Below are 20,013 nucleotides of genomic sequence, written 5' to 3'. Positions count from 1 at the left end.
CGAGGAGATGAATGGATGTTTGAAGGCGATTTCTCAACCAAAGAGCTCTCCTGTTTTTACGCTACTATCGGACTCAATGTCAAAAAAATCCGCACAAAGAAGAAGAAAAGCCAGCTCGAACTCGCCCTTGGCCACTCAAGCGCCTCTTTCATCGCCAAAGCCGAAATTGGAATTGAGGGAAAACACTTCAATTTAGAGCATCTCTACAAAATATCCAAAATTCTTGAAGTCGATATTCGAGATTTTCTCACCTCTCCTTTAGAGGAAGATTTAATCCCCTCTTCACCCATTCTCTGCTAGGATTGAGCAAAAAAAGAGAAGCGTCCACCCCTATGACCAAAGAGCTGATCGTCAAACTCCAACTATCTCTTCTCGCCTTTTTTATGCTGATAGGATTCCTCTTTATCGGCTATAGCGGGAATCAAAACTTCCAAAAAATGAAACACCACCTTGATCGGCTCTATTTTGGAAGCCATGTCAAAATCGTCAAACTCCAAGCTCTGGATTCCCTCTATGGTTCCGATCTCTTGGTGCTTGTCTTTCGCTCCAAAGGAGGCGTGATCGATCCTGAGGAGGCGGTGCGCGAGATTCACCGCCTCAAAAGCAATATCCAAGAGAAATGGGGCGACTACAAGGGAAGCTACAAAAGCCCTGAAGAGCTGGATCTGCTCCTCTCTGCCGATCGGCAAATTGGTGATTCTCTCCAAAGAATCGACCTTATCGCCGAAGTCCTCGCCTCCAAAGAGCTCGCACGAATAAAGACTCTCTCTTATGAGAGAATCCTAGAGACCATTGAGAAGACTCGCTCACTCCTTGGGGCGCTGATTGAGCGCGAAAACAAAAACGCCTACCAGACCAAAGAGAGCGTCAATCGCGACTATGAAGAGACGTTACGCGTCATCTGGATCACTCTTGGGGGAGTTTTTTTGTTAGGGAGTGCGCTTGCCTTTTTCATCGGTCAAAGCATCACGCTAAGCCATCGCCTCCTCCACAAACAAGGACAGGAGCTCAAAAAAGCCAATGACGCCCTCAAAGAGCTAGCGATCAAAGATGGACTCACTGGGGTCTATAATCGCCGATTCTTTGATCTCATTTTTGAGCGAGAGTTAGGGAGGGCATCAAGAGAGAGGCGCGCTTTCACCTTTATAATGATTGATATTGACCACTTCAAGCTCTACAATGACACCTATGGGCATGGCGAAGGGGATCAGGTCTTAAAGCGAGTCGCCAAGGCGCTTGATAACACTTTAGAGCGCTCTAGCGACTACTTTTTTAGACTAGGGGGAGAGGAATTTTGCGCCTTTGTGATGGGTCTCAACGAAGAACAATCCCTAGCGCTTTGCAAAAAGATGCTCCAAGCGGTGGAGCGACTCAAAATCCCGCACAAAAAGAACTCTGCCTCTCCCTATGTAACCATCTCCATGGGGGCGATTTGTCTTGTTCCAACCCCGCAAAGCGAAGCTAAAAAAATCATCGAAAAGGCGGATGGAGCACTCTATAATGCCAAAGGATGGGGGAGGAATCAGGCGGCTATTTTAAGTCATCACGAGGGGTGAGAGAAGAGGTGGCGAGAAGGCAGAAGAATCGAACTTCTCGACAGACAGACACCTGCCCATCCAGCGGGTTTGAAGCCCGAGGCGCCCACCAGGGTCGCATGCCCCCCACAAACGCTTAGGCGAGCTTTCGCCGCCCTCACTTTGGAAGTTAAGTGAAATTTAACCGAAATCAACTGAATTACTGCTAAAATCTTCTCCATCCTAAAAGCCTCATGACCCTTCATGGGTCGGCTTTTCCCAAATCCAATCCCAGAGGTGCTTATGTCTCACCCCCTTCGATCCCTTCCAAAAATTGACAAGATTCTCCAAGAATCAAGATTTGCCGACCACTCTAAAGAGCTTCTAACCACTCTTGCTAGAGACTATCTTGAAGAGATTCGGGCCCAATTCTTGCAAGATGCCACCCCCATTCCTCCAAGCGAATCGATTCTCCAAGAGGTTGAGCGGCGCTATGAGGCCTCTCTTGCCCCCTCTTTGGTGCCTCTTGTTAATGCCACAGGGATCATCGTCCATACCAATCTAGGAAGAAGCGTCTTTGCTCCTGAGCTCATTGAGGAGATCAAGCCCCTGCTCACCTCCTACAACAACCTAGAGTATGACCTTAAAGCGGGGCGACGAGGTGAGCGCTACAGCCACTTGCATGGAATCCTAAAGGCGATCTTGGGGTGCGAGGAGGTGCTCGTGGTCAACAATAACGCCGCGGCGGTCTTTTTGATTCTTCACACCTTCGCCCAAAACCAAGAGGCAATCATCTCTAGAGGGGAGCTCATCGAGATTGGCGGGAGCTTTCGAATCCCTGAGGTGATGAAAAATGCGGGCGCGATTCTCAAAGAGGTCGGCACCACCAACAAAACCCATCGACGCGACTATGAGGAGGCGATCACACCTCAGAGCGCCCTTTTGATGAAAGTGCACAAATCCAACTACGACATCGTGGGTTTCACGCAAGAGGTGGATCTCCAAGAGCTCATCGAGCTCTCTCAAAAGCACAATCTCATCGACTATTACGACCTAGGGAGCGGCTTTTTAGAGAGCGTCCCCTTTACCAACGAGCCCACCCTCAAAAAAATCGCCAGCCTCTCGCCAAGCCTCGTGAGCTTCAGCGGAGACAAACTTTTAGGAGGGGCTCAAGCAGGAATCATCTTTGGGAAAAAGAGTCTCATTGATCGCCTCAAAAAAAATCAGCTCTTAAGAATGTTGCGAGTGGACAAATTCACCCTTGCCGCGCTTGAGGCAACGCTTAGGGCCCATCTGCTCCATGATTATGAGAAGATTCCCACACTAAAGATGGCACACCTAAGCCTAGAGGAGCTGGAAGAGCGAGCGAAAAAATTAAAATCCCGCGTGCATGGCTATGAGAGCCAAATCCTCCAAACCCAAGGCTACGCAGGCGGAGGAGCACTCCCTAACCAGAGCTTCTTCTCCATCGCCCTTGCGCTTTGCCATCCCCAAAAAAGCCCCATGGAGCTAGAGCAATCCCTGCGCGCTAGGGGGGTGATCGCAAGAATCGAGCAAGAGCGGGTGTTGCTTGATATGCGAACGATTTTCACATCACAGCTAGAATCGCTCGCTCAAATTTTAAATGAGGTTTTTTAGGAGAGATCATGGAGAGTTACATCGTTGGCACTGCAGGGCACATCGACCACGGCAAAACGGCGCTCATTAGGGCGCTCAATGGTTTTGAGGGGGACACCACACCTGAGGAGAAAAAACGAGGAATCACGGTGGATCTCAGCTTCTCCAATCTCTTTTTGAGGGAGAAAAATATCGCCTTTATCGACGTTCCGGGGCATGAGAAATTAGTGAAAAATATGATTGCGGGGGCTTTTGGCTTTGATGCGATGCTTCTTGTAGTGAGTGCCGTGGAGGGAATCAAGCCTCAAACCCTAGAGCACCTCCACATCGCCCATCTGCTTGAAATTCCCACGCTCATCGTGGCGCTCACCAAAAGCGATCTAGTCGACCAAGAGACCCTCCTTAAGCGAGAGAGCGAAATTTTAAACACTCTCAAAACCCTCCCCAGTCTCCACCTCCATCGACTCTTAAGCGTCTCCATCTATGACCCCGATTCTCTAGAACGCCTCAAAGAATCGCTCTATGAGCTCTCCAAGCCCGCCACCCGTGATCTTGGATTCTTCCGCTACTACATCGATCGCTCCTTCTCCATCAAAGGCGCTGGATGCGTTGTGAGCGGGACGGTGCTCAGCGGCAAAGTGGAACAAAATCAAAAAATATGGTGTTGCGAGCTTCAAAAACCTCTTGCGATTCGAGGGATTGAGGTGCACGGGAGCTACACCCAAAGCGCCCTCCCCTCCCAGCGTGCCGCACTCAATCTCACAGGCGTAAGCCACACAGAACTTGAGCGAGGATTCCTTCTCACCCAAAAGGGCTACCTCCGAGGATTCGATCGAATCGATGTAGAGATTTTCCCCCTAGAGCCCCTCTCTCACCAGCTCCAAGTTCAACTCTTTATTGGCTCCAAAAAGGTCGAAGCCAAAATCCTCCTACTAGAGGAGAATCCCACCCATCCCAACGCTCTGCTCGCCACGCTCAAATGCGACACTCCCCTCTTCGCCCTCTTTGGCGAACGCTTTATCCTGCGTGAGGCGGGGCGAACCCTAGGGGGCGGCAAGGTGCTCAATCCCATCGCCGAATCGATGAAAAAGCGCCAAAAACTAGAGCTCTTAAATGCGCTTCGCCAAGAGGATTTTGCCCAAGCCTTCAGGATACTCTTAAGCGCCCACAAGCGAGGCTTTGGAATCATCAGCACCCTGCAACGCTTTGCCATCTCCCAGCAAGAGGCGCTAGAGATCGCCAAAAGCCTTCCTGAGGCTTTTGTGGATGAAAAAGAGCTCGTCCTCTTCCCTCAAGAATCGCTCCAAATCCTCCAAGAGGAGGTCAAAGCACTTCTCAAAAAAAACAAAAAGGCACTCCTCTCCCCCGCCTCCCTTGGGCTCAAAGCTCCTTGGGCGAGCGAAGCCCTACTCTCTCTCTCGCTTGCCAGGCTAGAGCAAGAGGGGGTGATCACTCTCGAAGGAGGACTCTATCTAGCGCCTGATTCGGGAATCGTGAGCATAGAGGAGTACCTCGAAGAGACCCTCTATAAGATTTTGGAGAAGCAGGGAGTGGCACCTGAGGCACCCTACAACCTCTACGATTCCCTTGACATTGATCGCAAAAGTGGCGATAACGCGCTCAAACGCCTCACCTCAGCCCAAAAAGTAATCCGCCTAGCGCACAACCTCTTCATCACCAGCGAATCTCTTCGAGGAGTTTTAGAACTGATGCGCCGCATCATCAAAGAGGAGGGCTATATCGAGATCAACAACCTCAAAGCCCATCTTCCTCTAAGCCGCAAATACCTTATCGCCTATTTGGAATACCTCGACCTCTTTTCAGACATTCGTAAAGAGGAGAATAAAAGGGTTTTTCGATAAGATGAGGAGAGATTTTCATAGCAGGAGAGCCGTTTGAGCGAAGTTTTAAAGACGATTTACATTGAAAAGTATGATGATGGAATCATGGAAGGAATCGAAGATGTCACCATCTTAGAGAGTCGAGTCTCTTTCTATCTCAATGGCGAGAAGGTGATCTCAACCATGTGCATTCCTATCGACCAAGAGGCGCACGCCATCGGGTTTTTGATGAGCGAAGGGGTGATCGGCGGTATTGCGGATCTCCGCTCCCTCACTCTCTCTGAAGATGGTTTGAGCGTCTATGTGGAAGCCAACATCAACGAAAATAACCTCAAACACCTCTACAAAGAGAAGACGCTGGTTTCAGGCTGTGGCGGGGGCGTGACGGGCAACACCGAAAATAGCGTTGAAGTCGCCTTTAACACGAGTGATTTTAGCGTGGCAGGAGGGAAGATTCTTGATTCCATCGCCAAATTTTACAAAGAGAGCGAGCTCTATCGCCTCACAGGGTGCGTTCACAAGGCGATGCTCCTCTTTGAAGATGACGCAGAGATCACCTCAGAGGATATTGGCCGCCATAACGCTATTGATAAAGTGGCTGGCAAATCACGCCTAGAGGGGCGTGATATTGAGAGGGCGATTCTCATGGTGAGTGGACGCCTAAGCTCGGAGATGGTGATTAAAGCGGTGATGCACCGCATTCCCATTGTCGTCTCTCGAACCGCCCCCACCTTTCTTGGAGTCAAGGTCGCTCAGACCCATGGAACCACCCTTATTGGATTTGCGCGAGGCCGCAAGATGAATATCTACACGCACTCTTCGCGAATCATAGCCGAGAAAGCTTAGCAAGGAGAAGAGTTGAGAGCCAAAATTAAAGTTTGGATTGAAAACGACAAGGGAGAGATTCTCTTTGGAGAGGGAAAAACTAAGCTATTAGAGATGATTGAGGAGCTTGGCTCCATCTCTAAGGCAGCCCAAGAGTGCGGGATCGACTACAAAAAAGCTTGGAATCACGTGAAGCTCATTGAAGAGAAGATCAAAGACCCTATCATTGTCCGCAAAAAAGGGGGCAAAGATGGGGGAGGCTCCACGCTCACTCCCAAAGGCAAGGAACTCATTGAGGCTTATAAAAATATGCGCGAAGAGATGCTGCGCCTCTGCGATGAGAAGTACAGTGAACACTTTATCATCGAGGGTGAACCCATCGTTCTTCCTAGCGAGGAAAAATCATGACTGCCCTAGACTTTCTCCCTAATCCTCCCATCAAACAGGAGCTCATCACTCCCCTCTTCCACCTCCCCTACCCCAATCCCTCGCCCATTGACCCCAAGGTCTATAAAGAGCAAAGCAACCAAGCCAAAGCGCTCGCCCAAGTTTTCAAAAAAGAGGAGGCACACGATTTTGACTACTCCAGCGGAAGTTTTTTGGAGCTCTTTTTGGCTCTTGCATTGGAGAAAAAAAAGCTAGCCATCGCCTCTTCGCTCCACTATAATGCCCTAAAAGCCGCTAGAGAAGTCCAAAAGCTAGGCATAGAGATCTTTTGGCTTCACCCTGATGTAAAAAGCGGCGTGATTGAGCCTAACAGCCTTCAAGAGGCTAGAACTCGTGGTTTTGAGCTCTTCTTCCTCCCTTGGGCTAACGAAGACCTCCTCACGCTCAACCCTCTAGAATCCTATGGCTTCTCCTTGGATGAGCGGCTTTTTGTGGAGGCAAGCTACCCCTTGGCTCTTGGAATCGCCCTGCCTCTTCTAGAAAAGGCACACTGGCTCATTAATGGCGAAATATTGGGAATTCCAAGGGGCTATGGGGCGATTCTTGGCGGAGAAATTCCCCTTCATCGCCCCCTCATGCGCGCCAACCTCTTTGGCGTGCTCCACGCCGCCCTCAAAGCACGCGAGATTCTCATCGAAAACGATGATCAAAAAACTCTCTTTTATGAGCATCTCTCCGCTCTCTTAGGAGAGAATCTCTCCCTCTTTGCCCCTTTAAAATCTTGCCTGCCCAACGCCCTTCCTCTGAGGTTCAAAGGAATCAGAGCGCGCTCACTCATTCAAGCTCTTCTTTTAGAGAAGATCACTTCACTCAATGGCCAAGAGTGTCTTTTTGGATTCTCCAAACCCTCTAGTGTGCTTCAAAGTATGGGATATGATGAAGATGAGGCTAGAGAGCTTTTGAGCGTGAGCTTTCTCCCCTTTGGCTCCATTGAGGAGCTTGAGAGAATCGCCAAGATTCTCGCTCTGCGATACAAGCAGATTCATCTCTATTCATAAGGATTCTCATGCAACCCGCCCTCTCCCTCAGAAAGGCCATCTCTATCATGCTAGAGCACGCCAATCCCATTCATCGCGTGCACTACACCCACCTCTTTGACCTCACGGGCAAGATTCTCGCCCAAGACCTCTTCTGCCAAAAAGCCTTGCCTGCGTTTGATAATTCAGGCATGGATGGCTACGCCGTGCGCTTGGCGGATTTAGGGCAAAAAACACCGATTCTTGGCACGATTTTAGCAGGAGAATCCTGCTCGGTGGGCCTCCATGATGGAGCCTGCTACAAGGTGATGACGGGTGCGCCTATTCCTTTGGGAACCCAAGCGGTGATTCCCTTTGAAAACGCCACCCTTAAAGATGATTCCACCGTCTTGCTCCCCACGGACTTCAAAGAGGGTGCCAACATCAAAATCGCGGGTGAAGAGCTTCAAGTGGGCGCGCCTCTCCTCCAAAAAGGGGAGCGTCTCACCCACCATCATGTCGCCCTCCTTGCCTCCCAAGGCTATTCAGTGCTTCCCACCTATGCCCCTTTGCGAATTGGAGTCTATTCCAGCGGGAATGAGCTCATCGAGCCATGGGAGAGCGCCCAAAGTCACCAAATCTACAACTCCAATGCCTCCATGCTCTTCTCCACACTCCAGAACTTTGGATGGAGAGCGGATTACCTTGGCGTTCTGCCTGATTGCCTTGAGGGGATGAGGGAGGCGATTAGAGGCTTTGATGCCTATGATGTGATTCTCACCACGGGCGGCGTGAGCCAAGGAGAGGCGGACTTCATGGAGCGCTCTTTGGAGGAGGCGGGGATGACAACCCTCTTTCATGGAATCGAGGTGAAACCCGGTCGCCCCACAATGATGGGGATTTTGGGGAAAACCACACTCCTATGCCTGCCAGGCAATCCTCTTAGCGCCTCCATCAATCTCCATTTTCTTGGAATTCCGATGCTAAAGAAAATGCAAGGCGAGAGGCGCTACCATCTAGAGTTCGTCTATGCCCCCAACAAGGAGCGTTTGATTCTTAAGGGGAATCGAGCCAATATGGTGCTTGGACGCCTTCACGAGGGTTGCTTCAAGGCGACCCAAGAAGGAAAATATGGTTCAGGCATGCTCACCCCCCTAACCACAAGCAATGCCATTATCTTTTGCGACAAGGGGGTGGAGAATCTAGAAGAGGGAGCACTCATCAAGGTGATTCCCTATATGACCTCGTTTGGGGAAGAGGCGGTCGATTTCTTTAATATCTAAGGGGGATAAAAATCATGAAAAAACTACTCTTTGCGATTGATGACACCGAGGCGTGCGAGAGGGCGGCTCAATACATTTTAGATATGTTTGGCAAGGATGCGGATTGCACCCTCACGCTCATCCATGTCAAGCCCGAATTCATGCTCTATGGCGAGGCGGTTTTGGCGGCTTATGATGAGATTGAGATGAAAGAGGAGGAGAAAGCGAAGCTCTTGACCCAAAAATTCTCCACCTTTTTCACCGAAAAAGGAATCAACCCCTTTGTGGTGATCAAAGAGGGTGAGCCCGTGGAGATGGTGCTTGAAGAGGCGAAAGATTACAATCTACTCATCATTGGCTCCAGCGAAAACTCATTCTTAAATAAAATTTTTGCCTCTCATCAGGATGATTTTATTCAAAAAGCTCCGATTCCCGTCCTCATTGTCAAATAAAAAGGGGTTTGGACGGGGTTTTGTATTTTATTAAATATTAAAAACTACCGTTCAAACTCTAAAAACCGCGATAAAAATTTTTACTCTTACAGTTCCAAACTACCTTGATCTCTTTAATTTTCGATTCCATTTTTCAAGACTTTGTTTAAGTTTTAAATAAGTTTATTTTTTACCAAAAGTATCATCTATCCCTCAAAAAGCCCCGACAAAAGGCTGTTTGTCAAAAATGAAACACCCCTCTAAAACGTCACTTTTTTTGTCACTAAAAGTTACAATAAATTCCAAGCACCCCCAAATTAACGATATTAACAAAGGAGTCGAAACGCGGTATGATTCGGCGTGTTAAGAGCTTGAGAGCTTTCCATTGGCTCTTAGCAGAAACTCCAATACTGCACAGGGGAAACAGATGACAAACGAGAGCATACTTGAGAGTTACTCCGGTGTAACTCCGGAAAGAAAAAAAAGCAGGATGCCTGCGAAGTTGGATTGGTGGCAGAGTGCGACCGGTCTTTTTTTGGGTCTATTCATGATTGGACATATGTTCTTTGTCTCCACGATTTTGCTTGGCGACAATGTAATGCTATGGGTCACCAAGAAATTTGAGCTAGACTTCATCTTTGAGGGTGGCAAACCCATTGTTGTCTCCTTCCTTGCCGCTTTTGTTTTTGCCGTGTTTATCGCGCACGCTTTCCTTGCAATGAGAAAGTTCCCGATCAACTATCGACAATACCTCACCTTTAAAACACACAAAGACCTCATGAGACACGGAGACACCACACTTTGGTGGATTCAAGCCATGACAGGTTTTGCGATGTTCTTCCTTGGAAGCGTTCACCTCTATATCATGATGACGCAACCCCAAACCATTGGACCCGTGAGCTCCTCTTTCCGTATGGTGAGCGAGTGGATGTGGCCTTTGTATCTTGTTCTTCTTTTTGCCGTTGAGCTTCATGGCTCTGTAGGTCTCTACAGACTCGCGGTCAAGTGGGGATGGTTTGATGGAGAGACTCCTGATAAAACTCGAGCCAATCTTAAAAAACTCAAGACTCTTATGAGCGCTTTCTTGATCGTCCTTGGCTTGCTCACATTTGGTGCTTATGTGAAAAAAGGCTTGGAGCAGACTGATCCGAATATTGACTACAAATATTTCGATTACAAACGCACCCACCATCGTTAATAGCAAAGAGGAAGGATAAATATGAAAGTACAATACTGCGATTCGCTGGTTATTGGAGGCGGGTTAGCTGGTCTTAGAGCCGCTGTCGCCACTCAACAAAAAGGCTTGAGCACCATCGTGCTTAGTTTGATTCCTGTCAAGCGATCCCACTCCGCTGCCGCTCAAGGGGGTATGCAAGCCAGCCTTGGAAACTCCAAGATGAGTGATGGAGACAATGAAGATCTTCACTTTATGGACACCGTCAAAGGAAGTGACTGGGGCTGTGACCAAAAAGTCGCTCGAATGTTTGTCAACACTGCGCCCAAGGCTATCAGAGAGTTAGCCGCCTGGGGGGTTCCCTGGACCCGTATTCACAAGGGTGATCGAATGGCGATCATCAATGCCCAAAAGACCACTATCACCGAAGAGGATTTTAGACATGGTCTCATCCACTCTCGAGATTTTGGGGGCACTAAAAAATGGAGAACCTGCTATACCGCCGATGCTACGGGTCACACCATGCTCTTTGCGGTTGCCAATGAGTGCTTGAAACTCGGCGTCTCTATCCAAGATCGAAAAGAGGCTATTGCCCTTATTCATCAAGATGGCAAGTGCTATGGTGCGGTCGTAAGAGACCTTGTCACGGGCGATATCATTGCTTATGTAGCCAAAGGAACCCTCATTGCTACAGGGGGCTATGGACGAATCTACAAAAACACCACTAACGCAGTGGTTTGCGAGGGCACAGGAACGGCTATCGCTCTAGAGACAGGAATCGCTCAGCTTGGAAATATGGAAGCGGTTCAATTCCACCCCACCCCTCTTTTCCCTTCAGGGATTCTATTGACCGAGGGTTGTCGAGGGGATGGAGGTATTCTCCGAGATGTGGATGGACACCGATTCATGCCTGATTATGAGCCTGAGAAAAAAGAGCTCGCTAGCCGTGACGTTGTCTCTAGACGAATGATTGAGCACATCCGAAAAGGCAAGGGCGTACAATCACCCTATGGACAGCACCTTTGGCTTGACATCTCCATCTTGGGTCGAAAACATATCGAAACCAACCTCCGAGATGTTCAAGAGATCTGCGAATACTTCGCTGGAATTGATCCTGCGGAGAAGTGGGCGCCTGTTCTTCCTATGCAACACTACTCTATGGGTGGAATCCGAACTGACTACAGAGGCGAAGCGAAACTTAAAGGTCTATTCTCTGCGGGTGAAGCCGCTTGCTGGGATATGCACGGCTTCAACCGACTAGGCGGAAACTCCGTCAGCGAAGCCGTCGTAGCGGGTATGATCGTAGGAGAGTATTTCGCAGAACATTGCGCCAACACTCAAGTGGATCTTGAAACTAAGACTTTAGAGAAGTTTGTGAAAGGCCAAGAAGCCTACATGAAAAGCCTCGTGGAGAGCAAAGGCACCGAGGATGTATTCAAGATTAAAAATCGCATGAAAGATGTAATGGATGACAACGTGGGAATCTTCCGCGATGGTCCGCACCTAGAAAAAGCGGTCAAAGAGCTTGAAGAACTCTACAAAAAATCCAAAAATGTAGGAATCAAAAACAAGCGACTCCACGCCAACCCTGAGCTCGAAGAGGCTTACCGTGTGCCTATGATGCTCAAAGTCGCTCTTTGCGTTGCCAAAGGCGCTCTAGATCGAACAGAGAGCCGAGGAGCTCACAATCGTGAGGATTACCCCAAGCGAGACGATATTAACTGGCTCAACCGAACTCTTGCCTCTTGGCCTAACCCTGAGCAGACTCTCCCTACTCTAGAGTATGAAGCTCTTGATGTTAATGAGATGGAGATTGCTCCTGGATATCGAGGATATGGAGCCAAAGGGAACTACATCGAGAATCCTTTAAGCGTGAAACGACAAGAGGAGATCGACAAGATTCAGAGCGAATTGGAAGCAGCTGGCAAAGATCGACATGCTATTCAAGAAGCTCTCATGCCTTATGAGCTACCCGCTAAATACAAAGCCAGAAACGAACGCCTAGGAGACAAATAATGGGAAGAATGCTAACCATCAGGGTTTTTAAATATGACCCCCAAAGTGCGGTTTCTAAGCCCCACTTTCAAGAATACAAAATTGAAGAAGCGCCCTCGATGACGATTTTTATCGTCCTCAACATGATTCGCGAGACCTACGATCCCGATTTGAACTTCGACTTCGTTTGCCGCGCAGGAATTTGCGGAAGCTGCGGCATGATGATCAATGGTCGTCCAAGCCTAGCTTGCCGAACCTTGACTAAAGATTTTGAGGATGGCGTGATCACGCTTCTTCCTTTGCCCGCTTTCAAACTCATCAAAGACCTCTCCGTGGATACAGGAAACTGGTTCAACGGTATGAGTCAGCGAGTGGAGAGTTGGATTCACGCTCAAAAAGAGCATGACATCTCCAAGCTTGAGGAAAGAATCGAGCCCGAAGTTGCCCAAGAGGTTTTCGAGCTTGACCGATGTATCGAATGCGGCTGCTGCATCGCAGCTTGCGGAACTAAGATCATGCGAGAAGACTTTGTCGGCGCGGCTGGACTCAACCGTGTCGTTCGCTTTATGATTGATCCACACGATGAGCGAACCGATGAAGACTACTATGAACTCATCGGAGATGATGATGGAGTCTTTGGTTGTATGACACTTTTGGCTTGCCACGATGTCTGCCCCAAAAACCTCCCCTTGCAAAGCAAGATCGCTTACCTTCGAAGAAAAATGGTCAGCGTCAACTAAATCTCCTTGGAGCGGGGTCTCCCCCGCCTCCTTTATACTCCTTGAAGCCTTCAAACTAATCATCCATTCTAAGCCTTTTTCCCCGCCCTGCCCTCTCCTTGAGTGTCACACTTTGACACATATTCCTAGAGAATCCCCTGTTAAAGGTGATCGTTAATTAAATATCACACTCTTAAAAGATTCCACTTTGTAACATTTTATCCATCAAGAATGCCCTCAGGACTAATTCACAAAAACCCCCAAACCCGTTATGATTGGCATGCTGGTCTATCTTGCACAAACTCTGTGCGAAGGGGGGATGGCGCCAGTGAAATTTCACTCACAGGAATGACCAAACATGAAAAATGTCACCACTTTTGACGCTCGCTGCTGCAAGCGAAAAAGTCGTATGCCCGCTAAGTTGGATCGCTGGCAAAGCCTCACGGGGCTTTTTTTGGCTCTATTTATGACCTGCCACATGATCTTCACCTCGACAATTCTTCTAGGACCAGAAGCCTTTGATTGGGTGATTGGCAAAGCGGAGATGGATTTTTGGTTTGAAGGGGGGCTGCCTTGGGTGACCTCTTTGGTGACCCTTGGAGTCTTGGTGCTCTTTCTTGCTCATGGATTTCTTGCCATGCGCAAACTTCCTGCCAACTACCTTCAGCTCGCTCAGTTCCTCTCCCATCGTCAGCTTCTCTCTCACACAGGGACGACCCTATGGTGGCTACAGTGCCTCAGCGGTTTAGCGCTTCTTGTGTTAGGCGGAGCTCATCTGCTTATGATTCTCACCTCCAAAGAGACGCTCAGCGCTACCACGGCAGCCTACCGCTTTGTTCATGGGGGCCTAGGCTCTTTCTATCTTTTGTTGCTCCTTGTGAGCACTCTACACGCAGGGATTGGAGCCTATCGACTGATCTTAAAGTGGTGCCCCATTGAGGCAAGCGAGCCCAAAACACTCCAAAGAAGAATTCGCAATGTTCGATCCGAAGTCTTTGGGGTATTTGGAGTATTGACACTCTTGGCGCTTTGGGCAGATTTCACCTATATCAAACATGGAAAAAACCTCTCTCCACTCTCCATCCAAGAGAGACTCACTTTCGCCAAAACCAAATAAGCCTATCCAAGATTAGAGGAATCTTTTCCTCTAATCAAAGGCCTTATATCCAAGCAAAAGACACTTGTCGTATCGAGGCAAGACGCAAATTGCAAAAAATCCTCCCCCTATTCCAATATCTTTGAGCGTCTCATAGTAACGAATATCGAATCGAAGATTCGCATTTTGGTCGCTAGAAAGGGCTACTCCACCCGTCTCATTGAAATAGATGAAGCGCTCAATCCTCCCACGAATCATCACCAACGAGCCCTGAAGCCTCTCCTTTTCACTCTCTTTAAGAATCTCAATATAGGCCTCATGGGAGAGGAGCGAACGCCCTCTGAAGGTGACATAATCTTTTTGAAGGGATTGCTGATGGACTTGAAGATAGAAATCTTCCAGCGAGGTCGCCTCCAAAGTGGCGCTCACCAGAAGAGAGAGGAGGATTTTAGAGGTTTTCGACAATCTTAGCAAAACCGCGAAGATAGATCTCTTGAAGTGTTTGCAAAGGAAGCGAAAGGGAATCAATCTCTAGATTCTCTCCTCCCACGCTTCCAATCACACCAAGCGCTACACCCCCTTTTTGGGCGAGCGATTCAAGGGCAGCTAGATGTTCGCTAGAGACCTCAAGCACTGCGCGCGAGGGGCTCTCACTAAAGAGATCGACCCCTTTGAGCGCGGTTTTGACTTTGCACCCTTTTTGACCCAGCACGCTCATTTTGCCAAGGGCTATAGCCAATCCCCCGACATTCACATCTTTGGCACTCTCAAGGAATCCTGCCTCATTGGCCTCCTCAAGGAATCTCCACAACGCTAGCTCACGATGAAGATCAATCACAGGCGCATCCCCGCCAAGGAATCCTTCGACCTCTTTTTGGTAGAGACTTCCGCCAAACTCGCTCTTGGTTTCGCCCACAAGAAGAAGGAGATTTCCCTCTTTTTTGAACGCGCCCAAAAGCGCCTTTTGAGCCTTAGGAAGAAGCCCTACGGTAGCGATGGAGGGGGTGGGGAAGATATCCACACCATTGGTCTGGTTATAGAGCGAGACATTCCCGCTCACCACAGGCGTCAAAAGTACTTTACACGCCTCCTTGATTCCCTCGCACGCCTCAGCAAACTGCCACATCACCTCAGGATTCTCAGGGCTCCCAAAGTTGAGACAATCCGTGATCGCTAAGGGTCTAGCTCCACGCACAGCGACATTTCGTCCCGACTCCGCCACGGCAAGTTTTGCCCCCTCTCTTGGGTTTAGATAGCAGTATCGCGGATTGCAATCCGCACTCATCGCAAGAGCTGCCCCATTTTCTTTAACCCTCACCAAGCTACCATCACCCCCGCCGGGGCCCACGATAGTGTTGGTCTGCACCATCGAATCGTATTGGCTATAGACCCATGACTTATCCATCGTCTCAGGTGCGCTCCAAAGCTTCATAAAAGCCTCTTTGAGGTCAATCTCTTTGGGGGCTTGAGCCCCTTTGGATCGAATCTCTGCCAAATAGGCGGGCTCTTTTGTGGGACGATCGAGCATGGGTGCCTCTTCACTCACGGGCAGAACAGGAATCTCTGCGCACTTCTCTCCATGCCAAAAGAGCTCCATCTTGCCACTACTGGTCACTTCGCCAATCACTTCAGCATCAAGCTCCCATTTGCGGAAAATCTCAAGCACCTTCTCTTCGTAACCCTTTTTGGCGCAAATAAGCATTCGCTCTTGCGATTCGCTCAGCATCAACTCATAGGGAGTCATTCCCTGCTCTCGCATCGGTACGCGATCTAGGTGCATGATCATCCCACTTCCCGAGCGTCCCGCCATCTCAAAAGAGGAGCTTGTGAGTCCCGCAGCCCCCATGTCTTGGATACCCACAATATAATTCGTTTTGAAGAGCTCTAGGCACGCCTCAAGAAGAAGCTTCTCTGCAAAAGGGTCTCCCACTTGCACGGTAGGTCGAAGCTGGTTGGCGGCATCATCAAAGCTATCACTGCTCATGACCGCTCCCCCTAGGCCATCTCGCCCTGTTTTACTTCCTACATAGATGACAGGGTTTCCGATTCCTTCGGCGCGACCATAGAATATCTCATCGCTCTTGGCGATTCCCAAGGTGAAGGCATTCACAAGAATGTTGCCATTGTAGCAATCCTCAAAGCTCATCTCGCCCCCCACTGTGGGAACCCCCATGCAATTTCCATATCCACCGATTCCCGCGACCACCCCTTTAAGAAGATAGCGATGCTTCTTGCCGATCTCATCTTGGCGCCTGATATCCCCAAATCGAATCGCATTGAGGCTCGCTACGGGCCTAGCTCCCATCGTAAAGACATCTCGCATGATTCCGCCCACGCCCGTGGCTGCGCCTTGGTAGGGCTCAATAAAGCTGGGGTGATTGTGCGATTCCATCTTAAAGACGGCCGCATACCCTTCGCCAATATCAATCACGCCCGCATTCTCTCCCGGTCCTTGGATCACCCAAGCTGCCTCCGTTGGAAAGCCTCGCAGATATTTCTTGCTCGATTTATAGCTGCAGTGCTCACTCCACATCGCCGAAAAGACTCCGAGCTCCACGAGATTGGGCTCTCGACCTAGAATCTGGACGATATGTTCATAGTCCGCCTGAGAGAGTTTATGGGATTTAAGCAGTGACGCGAGATTCTCCATCATGATCCTCTATTGTTTGGTGAAGTTTAAGTGAGCGATTCTAGCGAATCGGCGATAAAGCAGAGATGAAATGAGGGGGTTTGCACGGGAGGAGCGGGAATAAGACTTGAATAATCTTAAATCTAGTAAAATAGCGCCAACCATCTATTTAAGGAGTCAAGGGGATGAAGTATATCAAGTTTTTCAAGGAACTGAATAACAAAGATGTTCCCATAGTAGGCGGCAAGAACGCCAGCATCGGGGAGATGTTCCAAGAACTCGTGCCTATGGGAATCAAAGTTCCTAACGGATTTGCCATCACAAGCGATGCCTATTGGTATCTGCTCGATAGCGCTGGAATCCGAGATAAAATTCGATCCCTCCTCGAAGATATCGATGTGACTGAAATCGATGTATTAAAAGTAAGGTCTAAGAAAATCCGCGATTTAATCTTTGGGACTCCTTTGCCTGCCGACCTTAGAGAAGAGATTTTGGAGGCTTATGCGCTCCTTAGCCAAGAGTATCACATGGAGCAAGCCGATGTGGCCGTGAGAAGCTCCGCAACGGCCGAAGACCTTCCTGATGCCTCTTTTGCAGGCCAGCAAGATACCTATTTGAGTGTTCAGGGGCACCAAGAGCTCATCCACTATGTCAAATCCTGCTTTGCTTCACTCTTCACCGACCGAGCTGTCAGCTACCGCGCCTCTAGAGGTTTTGATCACTTCAAAGTAGCCCTCAGTGTGGGCGTACAAAAGATGGTTCGAAGTGACAAGGGAAGCTCAGGAGTGATGTTCTCTATCGACACAGAGACGGGCTTCAAAGACGCTGTTTTCATCACCTCCAGCTGGGGGCTTGGCGAAAATGTCGTCGGCGGAACGGTTAATCCCGATGAATTCTATGTATTCAAACCCACTTTGGCTGAAGGAAAACGCCCCATTATCAAGAGACAGCTCGGACACAAGCATTTGAAGATGGTTTATGCCGCTCCGGGCAGTGAACACCCCACCAAGAATATCCCCACCACCGAGGAGGAGTTTAACACCTTCTCCGTCTCTGATGAAGAGATTCTCACCCTAGCACGCTATGCTACCATCATCGAGAAACACTACTCCCAAGAGGCGGGCGAATATCGTCCTATGGACATGGAGTGGGCTAAAGATGGTGTGAGCGGCGAGCTCTACATCGTGCAAGCACGCCCTGAAACCGTGCAGAGCCAAAGAATGAAAAAGGGCGGAAGCAAACTAGAGAAGTATCGATTCCTCAATGAAGAAACCAAAAAAGAGGTGATCATCACGGGCAAAGCCATTGGGGGTAAAATTGGTCATGGCAAGGTGCGTGTGATTGAGAGCATCGTCAATATGTCTGACATTAGAGAGGGCGAGATTCTCGTCACCGACAACACCGACCCCGATTGGGAACCCGCCATGAAAAAAGCAGCGGCTGTCATCACCAATCGAGGAGGACGCACCTGCCATGCGGCCATCGTCGCTAGAGAGATTGGTGTCCCTGCAATCGTAGGGGCGATTGGCTCAACAGAGCGCCTAGAGACTGGCATGGAAGTGACCGTCTCATGTGCGGAGGGCGAAGAGGGATTTGTCTATGCAGGAATCCACGAGTATGAAGTGGAAGTGATCGACCTCTCCAACCTCGAACAACCCAAAACCAAAATCTACATGAACGTTGGAAATCCCGAGAAAGCCTTTGGTTTTGCCCAAATCCCCAACAACGGCGTGGGCTTGGCTAGGATGGAGTTCATCATCAACAACTACATCAAGGCCCACCCTCTGGCGCTTGTTGATCTTCAAAATGGCAAAAAAGATGTTCAAGATATTGAGCAGATTCGCTCCATTATGGCGGGTTATGAGAATCCCAAGGATTTCTTCACTAAAAAGATTGCCGAGGGTGTAGGAATGATCGCTAGCGCCTTCTACCCCGATCCTGTGATTGTTCGAACCAGCGATTTTAAGTCCAATGAATACCGCCGAATGATTGGGGGTGCGGCCTATGAGCCCCACGAAGAGAATCCCATGATTGGCTACCGAGGGGCTAGCCGCTACTACTCCGAACAGTATCGACCCGCCTTTGAGTGGGAGTGCCAAGCACTAGCTAGTGTGAGAAGCGAAATGGGTCTCACCAATATGAAAGTGATGATTCCCTTCCTAAGAAGCCCCGAAGAGGGCAAAAAGGTGCTAGAGATCATGCGCCGCAACGGGCTTGTCTCAGGTGAAAATGGACTAGAGATCTATGTGATGTGTGAGCTCCCTGTGAATGTTATTCTAGCCGATGAGTTTTTGCAGATGTTTGATGGATTCTCCATCGGCTCGAACGACCTCACCCAGCTCGCCCTAGGCGTGGATCGAGATGGTGAACTCGTGAGTCATGTCTTTGATGAGCGCAACCCTGCCCTGCTTAAGCTCTTCGCGCAAGCTATTGCCGCAGCCAAAAAAGCGGGTAAATATTGCGGAATCTGTGGTCAGGCGCCTAGCGACTATCCAGAAATCGCCGAATTCCTCGTCAAAGAAGGAATCTCCTCGATCTCCCTCAATCCTGATTCAGTGATTGGGACTTGGGAGCGAGTCGTCAAACTTGAAAAAGAGCTAGGGCGCTAAAAGCCCCTCGCTCTCTCTCCTTCTTTTAACCTCTTTATTCTCTATTCCTGCTCCATCTTTTGCCTTTTTACAAACAAAAATTCTTATTGCATCCTTCAAAATATGACGGGGGAGGAGTGGCGATTTTTCTAGCAGGTAAAGGGGTTAAAAGCAAAAAGAAGTAGACCCTCCTTGCCCAAAAAGACAAGGAGAGAAAAGAGAGATTCTTAGAGCGCTTTTTTAGCGGCTTCTACGATTTTAGCGAAGTTGGCAGGTTCATTCATTGCCATATCCGCTAGGATTTTTCTATCCAATTCAATATTGGCGAGCTTTAGTCCATGCATGAATCGAGAATAGCTGATTTCATTGATTCGGCAAGCAGCATTGATACGAGTGATCCAAAGACTTCGGAAATCTCGCTTCTTTTGCTTCCTATCGCGGAAAGCGTAATACATACTTCTTTCGAGCTGCTCTTTAGCTTTTCGGAAGTGTTTTCTTCGACCGCTATAGAAACCTCTAGCGAGCTTTAGAACTTTTTTATGTCTTTGTCGTCTGACTGTACCGGTTTTAACTCTTGGCATTTTTGGTCCTTTACCTTTTCAAATAAGTTATCAAGGTGTAGCCCTAGGGGCTAAACTTTCCCTAATCTCTAGGGGTCTCTCTGTCAAATAACGGGGTTTAGTCCGTTACGCCATGCAAAGCAGCTTCTTGATCGAATCAAGGTTAGCGTCATTAACGTACTTAGGCTCGTTAAGACCCGCCTTGCGCTTCGCACTTTTCTTGGTTAGGATGTGGCTTTTGAAGGCCGATCCTCGCTTGATTAGATTCTTTTTAAGTTTGAATCTTTTAGCGGCACCGCGATTAGTTTTCATCTTGGGCATGAACTTTTCTCTCCTTTCATAAGATTAATTGGGGCCTA

The 20,013-nt window shown here is 48.9% G+C and carries 18 protein-coding genes and 1 tRNA gene; 14 read left to right on the top strand and 5 right to left on the bottom strand.

What is annotated here, in order from left to right:
• The first annotated feature begins 15 nt into the window (after nt 1-15).
• Together WS_RS04040 and WS_RS10575 are read left to right on the top strand one after the other, a co-directional pair.
• Nucleotides 16-300 (top strand): helix-turn-helix domain-containing protein, encoded by a 285-nt coding sequence (locus tag WS_RS04040; protein ID WP_011138750.1) that lies wholly within the window; start codon nt 16-18, stop codon nt 298-300.
• Nucleotides 301-332: 32 nt separating this feature from the next.
• On the top strand, nt 333-1,556 hold the full coding sequence (locus WS_RS10575; protein ID WP_011138749.1) for a GGDEF domain-containing protein: 1,224 nt from the start codon (nt 333-335) through the stop codon (nt 1,554-1,556).
• 9 nt (nt 1,557-1,565) lie between these two features.
• Here WS_RS10575 and WS_RS10910 read toward each other — a convergent pair.
• Nucleotides 1,566-1,663, bottom strand: a tRNA-Sec gene (locus WS_RS10910).
• Nucleotides 1,664-1,817: 154 nt separating this feature from the next.
• Between WS_RS10910 and selA the strand changes: the two genes are divergently transcribed.
• The 11 genes from selA (at nt 1,818) to WS_RS03980 (ending at nt 13,898) form a co-directional block, all read left to right on the top strand.
• Nucleotides 1,818-3,152, top strand: coding sequence for an L-seryl-tRNA(Sec) selenium transferase (selA, locus tag WS_RS04030; protein ID WP_011138748.1), 1,335 nt, complete (start codon nt 1,818-1,820; stop codon nt 3,150-3,152).
• 8 nt (nt 3,153-3,160) lie between these two features.
• Nucleotides 3,161-4,993, top strand: coding sequence for a selenocysteine-specific translation elongation factor (gene selB, locus WS_RS04025; protein WP_011138747.1), 1,833 nt, complete (start codon nt 3,161-3,163; stop codon nt 4,991-4,993).
• A gap of 33 nt (nt 4,994-5,026) precedes the next feature.
• Complete coding sequence (gene fdhD, locus WS_RS04020; RefSeq protein ID WP_011138746.1) at nt 5,027-5,818, top strand: formate dehydrogenase accessory sulfurtransferase FdhD; 792 nt, start codon at nt 5,027-5,029, stop codon at nt 5,816-5,818.
• Nucleotides 5,819-5,830: 12 nt separating this feature from the next.
• Nucleotides 5,831-6,205, top strand: coding sequence for a winged helix-turn-helix domain-containing protein (locus WS_RS04015; protein WP_011138745.1), 375 nt, complete (start codon nt 5,831-5,833; stop codon nt 6,203-6,205).
• On the top strand, nt 6,202-7,242 hold the full coding sequence (locus tag WS_RS04010) for a NifS protein (RefSeq protein WP_011138744.1): 1,041 nt from the start codon (nt 6,202-6,204) through the stop codon (nt 7,240-7,242). The genes WS_RS04015 and WS_RS04010 overlap by 4 nt, the downstream gene beginning before the upstream one ends.
• An 8-nt stretch (nt 7,243-7,250) precedes the next feature.
• Nucleotides 7,251-8,483, top strand: coding sequence for a molybdopterin molybdotransferase MoeA (locus WS_RS04005; RefSeq protein WP_011138743.1), 1,233 nt, complete (start codon nt 7,251-7,253; stop codon nt 8,481-8,483).
• Between the two features lie 14 nt (nt 8,484-8,497).
• Nucleotides 8,498-8,914, top strand: coding sequence for a universal stress protein (locus tag WS_RS04000; RefSeq protein ID WP_011138742.1), 417 nt, complete (start codon nt 8,498-8,500; stop codon nt 8,912-8,914).
• A gap of 406 nt (nt 8,915-9,320) precedes the next feature.
• On the top strand, nt 9,321-10,091 hold the full coding sequence (locus WS_RS03995; RefSeq protein ID WP_011138740.1) for a fumarate reductase cytochrome b subunit: 771 nt from the start codon (nt 9,321-9,323) through the stop codon (nt 10,089-10,091).
• Nucleotides 10,092-10,112: 21 nt separating this feature from the next.
• Nucleotides 10,113-12,083 carry a fumarate reductase flavoprotein subunit gene (locus WS_RS03990; RefSeq protein ID WP_011138739.1) on the top strand — a complete coding sequence of 657 codons (1,971 nt, stop codon included), beginning with the start codon at nt 10,113-10,115 and terminating at the stop codon, nt 12,081-12,083.
• Complete coding sequence (locus WS_RS03985) at nt 12,083-12,802, top strand: fumarate reductase iron-sulfur subunit (protein ID WP_011138738.1); 720 nt, start codon at nt 12,083-12,085, stop codon at nt 12,800-12,802. The genes WS_RS03990 and WS_RS03985 overlap by 1 nt, the downstream gene beginning before the upstream one ends.
• A gap of 337 nt (nt 12,803-13,139) precedes the next feature.
• A complete protein-coding gene (locus WS_RS03980; RefSeq protein WP_011138737.1) occupies nt 13,140-13,898 on the top strand; it encodes a fumarate reductase cytochrome b subunit in 759 nt (252 codons plus the stop codon).
• Nucleotides 13,899-13,928: 30 nt separating this feature from the next.
• On the opposite strand, the gene WS_RS03975 is transcribed toward WS_RS03980, so the two are convergent.
• A complete protein-coding gene (locus tag WS_RS03975) occupies nt 13,929-14,342 on the bottom strand; it encodes a hypothetical protein (RefSeq protein WP_232013704.1) in 414 nt (137 codons plus the stop codon).
• Complete coding sequence (gene purL / locus WS_RS03970) at nt 14,326-16,527, bottom strand: phosphoribosylformylglycinamidine synthase subunit PurL (RefSeq protein WP_011138735.1); 2,202 nt, start codon at nt 16,525-16,527, stop codon at nt 14,326-14,328. Before purL ends, WS_RS03975 begins: the two co-directional genes overlap by 17 nt.
• Nucleotides 16,528-16,691: 164 nt before the next feature.
• Between purL and ppsA the strand changes: the two genes are divergently transcribed.
• Nucleotides 16,692-19,115 carry a pyruvate, water dikinase gene (gene ppsA / locus WS_RS03965; RefSeq protein ID WP_011138734.1) on the top strand — a complete coding sequence of 808 codons (2,424 nt, stop codon included), beginning with the start codon at nt 16,692-16,694 and terminating at the stop codon, nt 19,113-19,115.
• Nucleotides 19,116-19,321: 206 nt separating this feature from the next.
• Here ppsA and rplT read toward each other — a convergent pair whose 3' ends face one another.
• Both rplT and rpmI read right to left on the bottom strand, forming a co-directional pair.
• Nucleotides 19,322-19,675, bottom strand: a complete 354-nt coding sequence (gene rplT / locus WS_RS03960) for a 50S ribosomal protein L20 (RefSeq protein WP_011138733.1) — start codon at nt 19,673-19,675, stop codon at nt 19,322-19,324.
• Nucleotides 19,676-19,780: 105 nt separating this feature from the next.
• Nucleotides 19,781-19,975, bottom strand: a complete 195-nt coding sequence (gene rpmI / locus WS_RS03955) for a 50S ribosomal protein L35 (protein ID WP_011138732.1) — start codon at nt 19,973-19,975, stop codon at nt 19,781-19,783.
• Nucleotides 19,976-20,013: the final 38 nt, after the last annotated feature.

It is taken from the genome of Wolinella succinogenes DSM 1740 (genome assembly GCF_000196135.1).
Taxonomy (GTDB): Bacteria; Campylobacterota; Campylobacteria; order Campylobacterales; family Helicobacteraceae; genus Wolinella; species Wolinella succinogenes.
The sequence above is the reverse complement of the archived record's forward strand: the minus strand, read 5'-3'. Positions and strand labels throughout refer to the sequence as shown.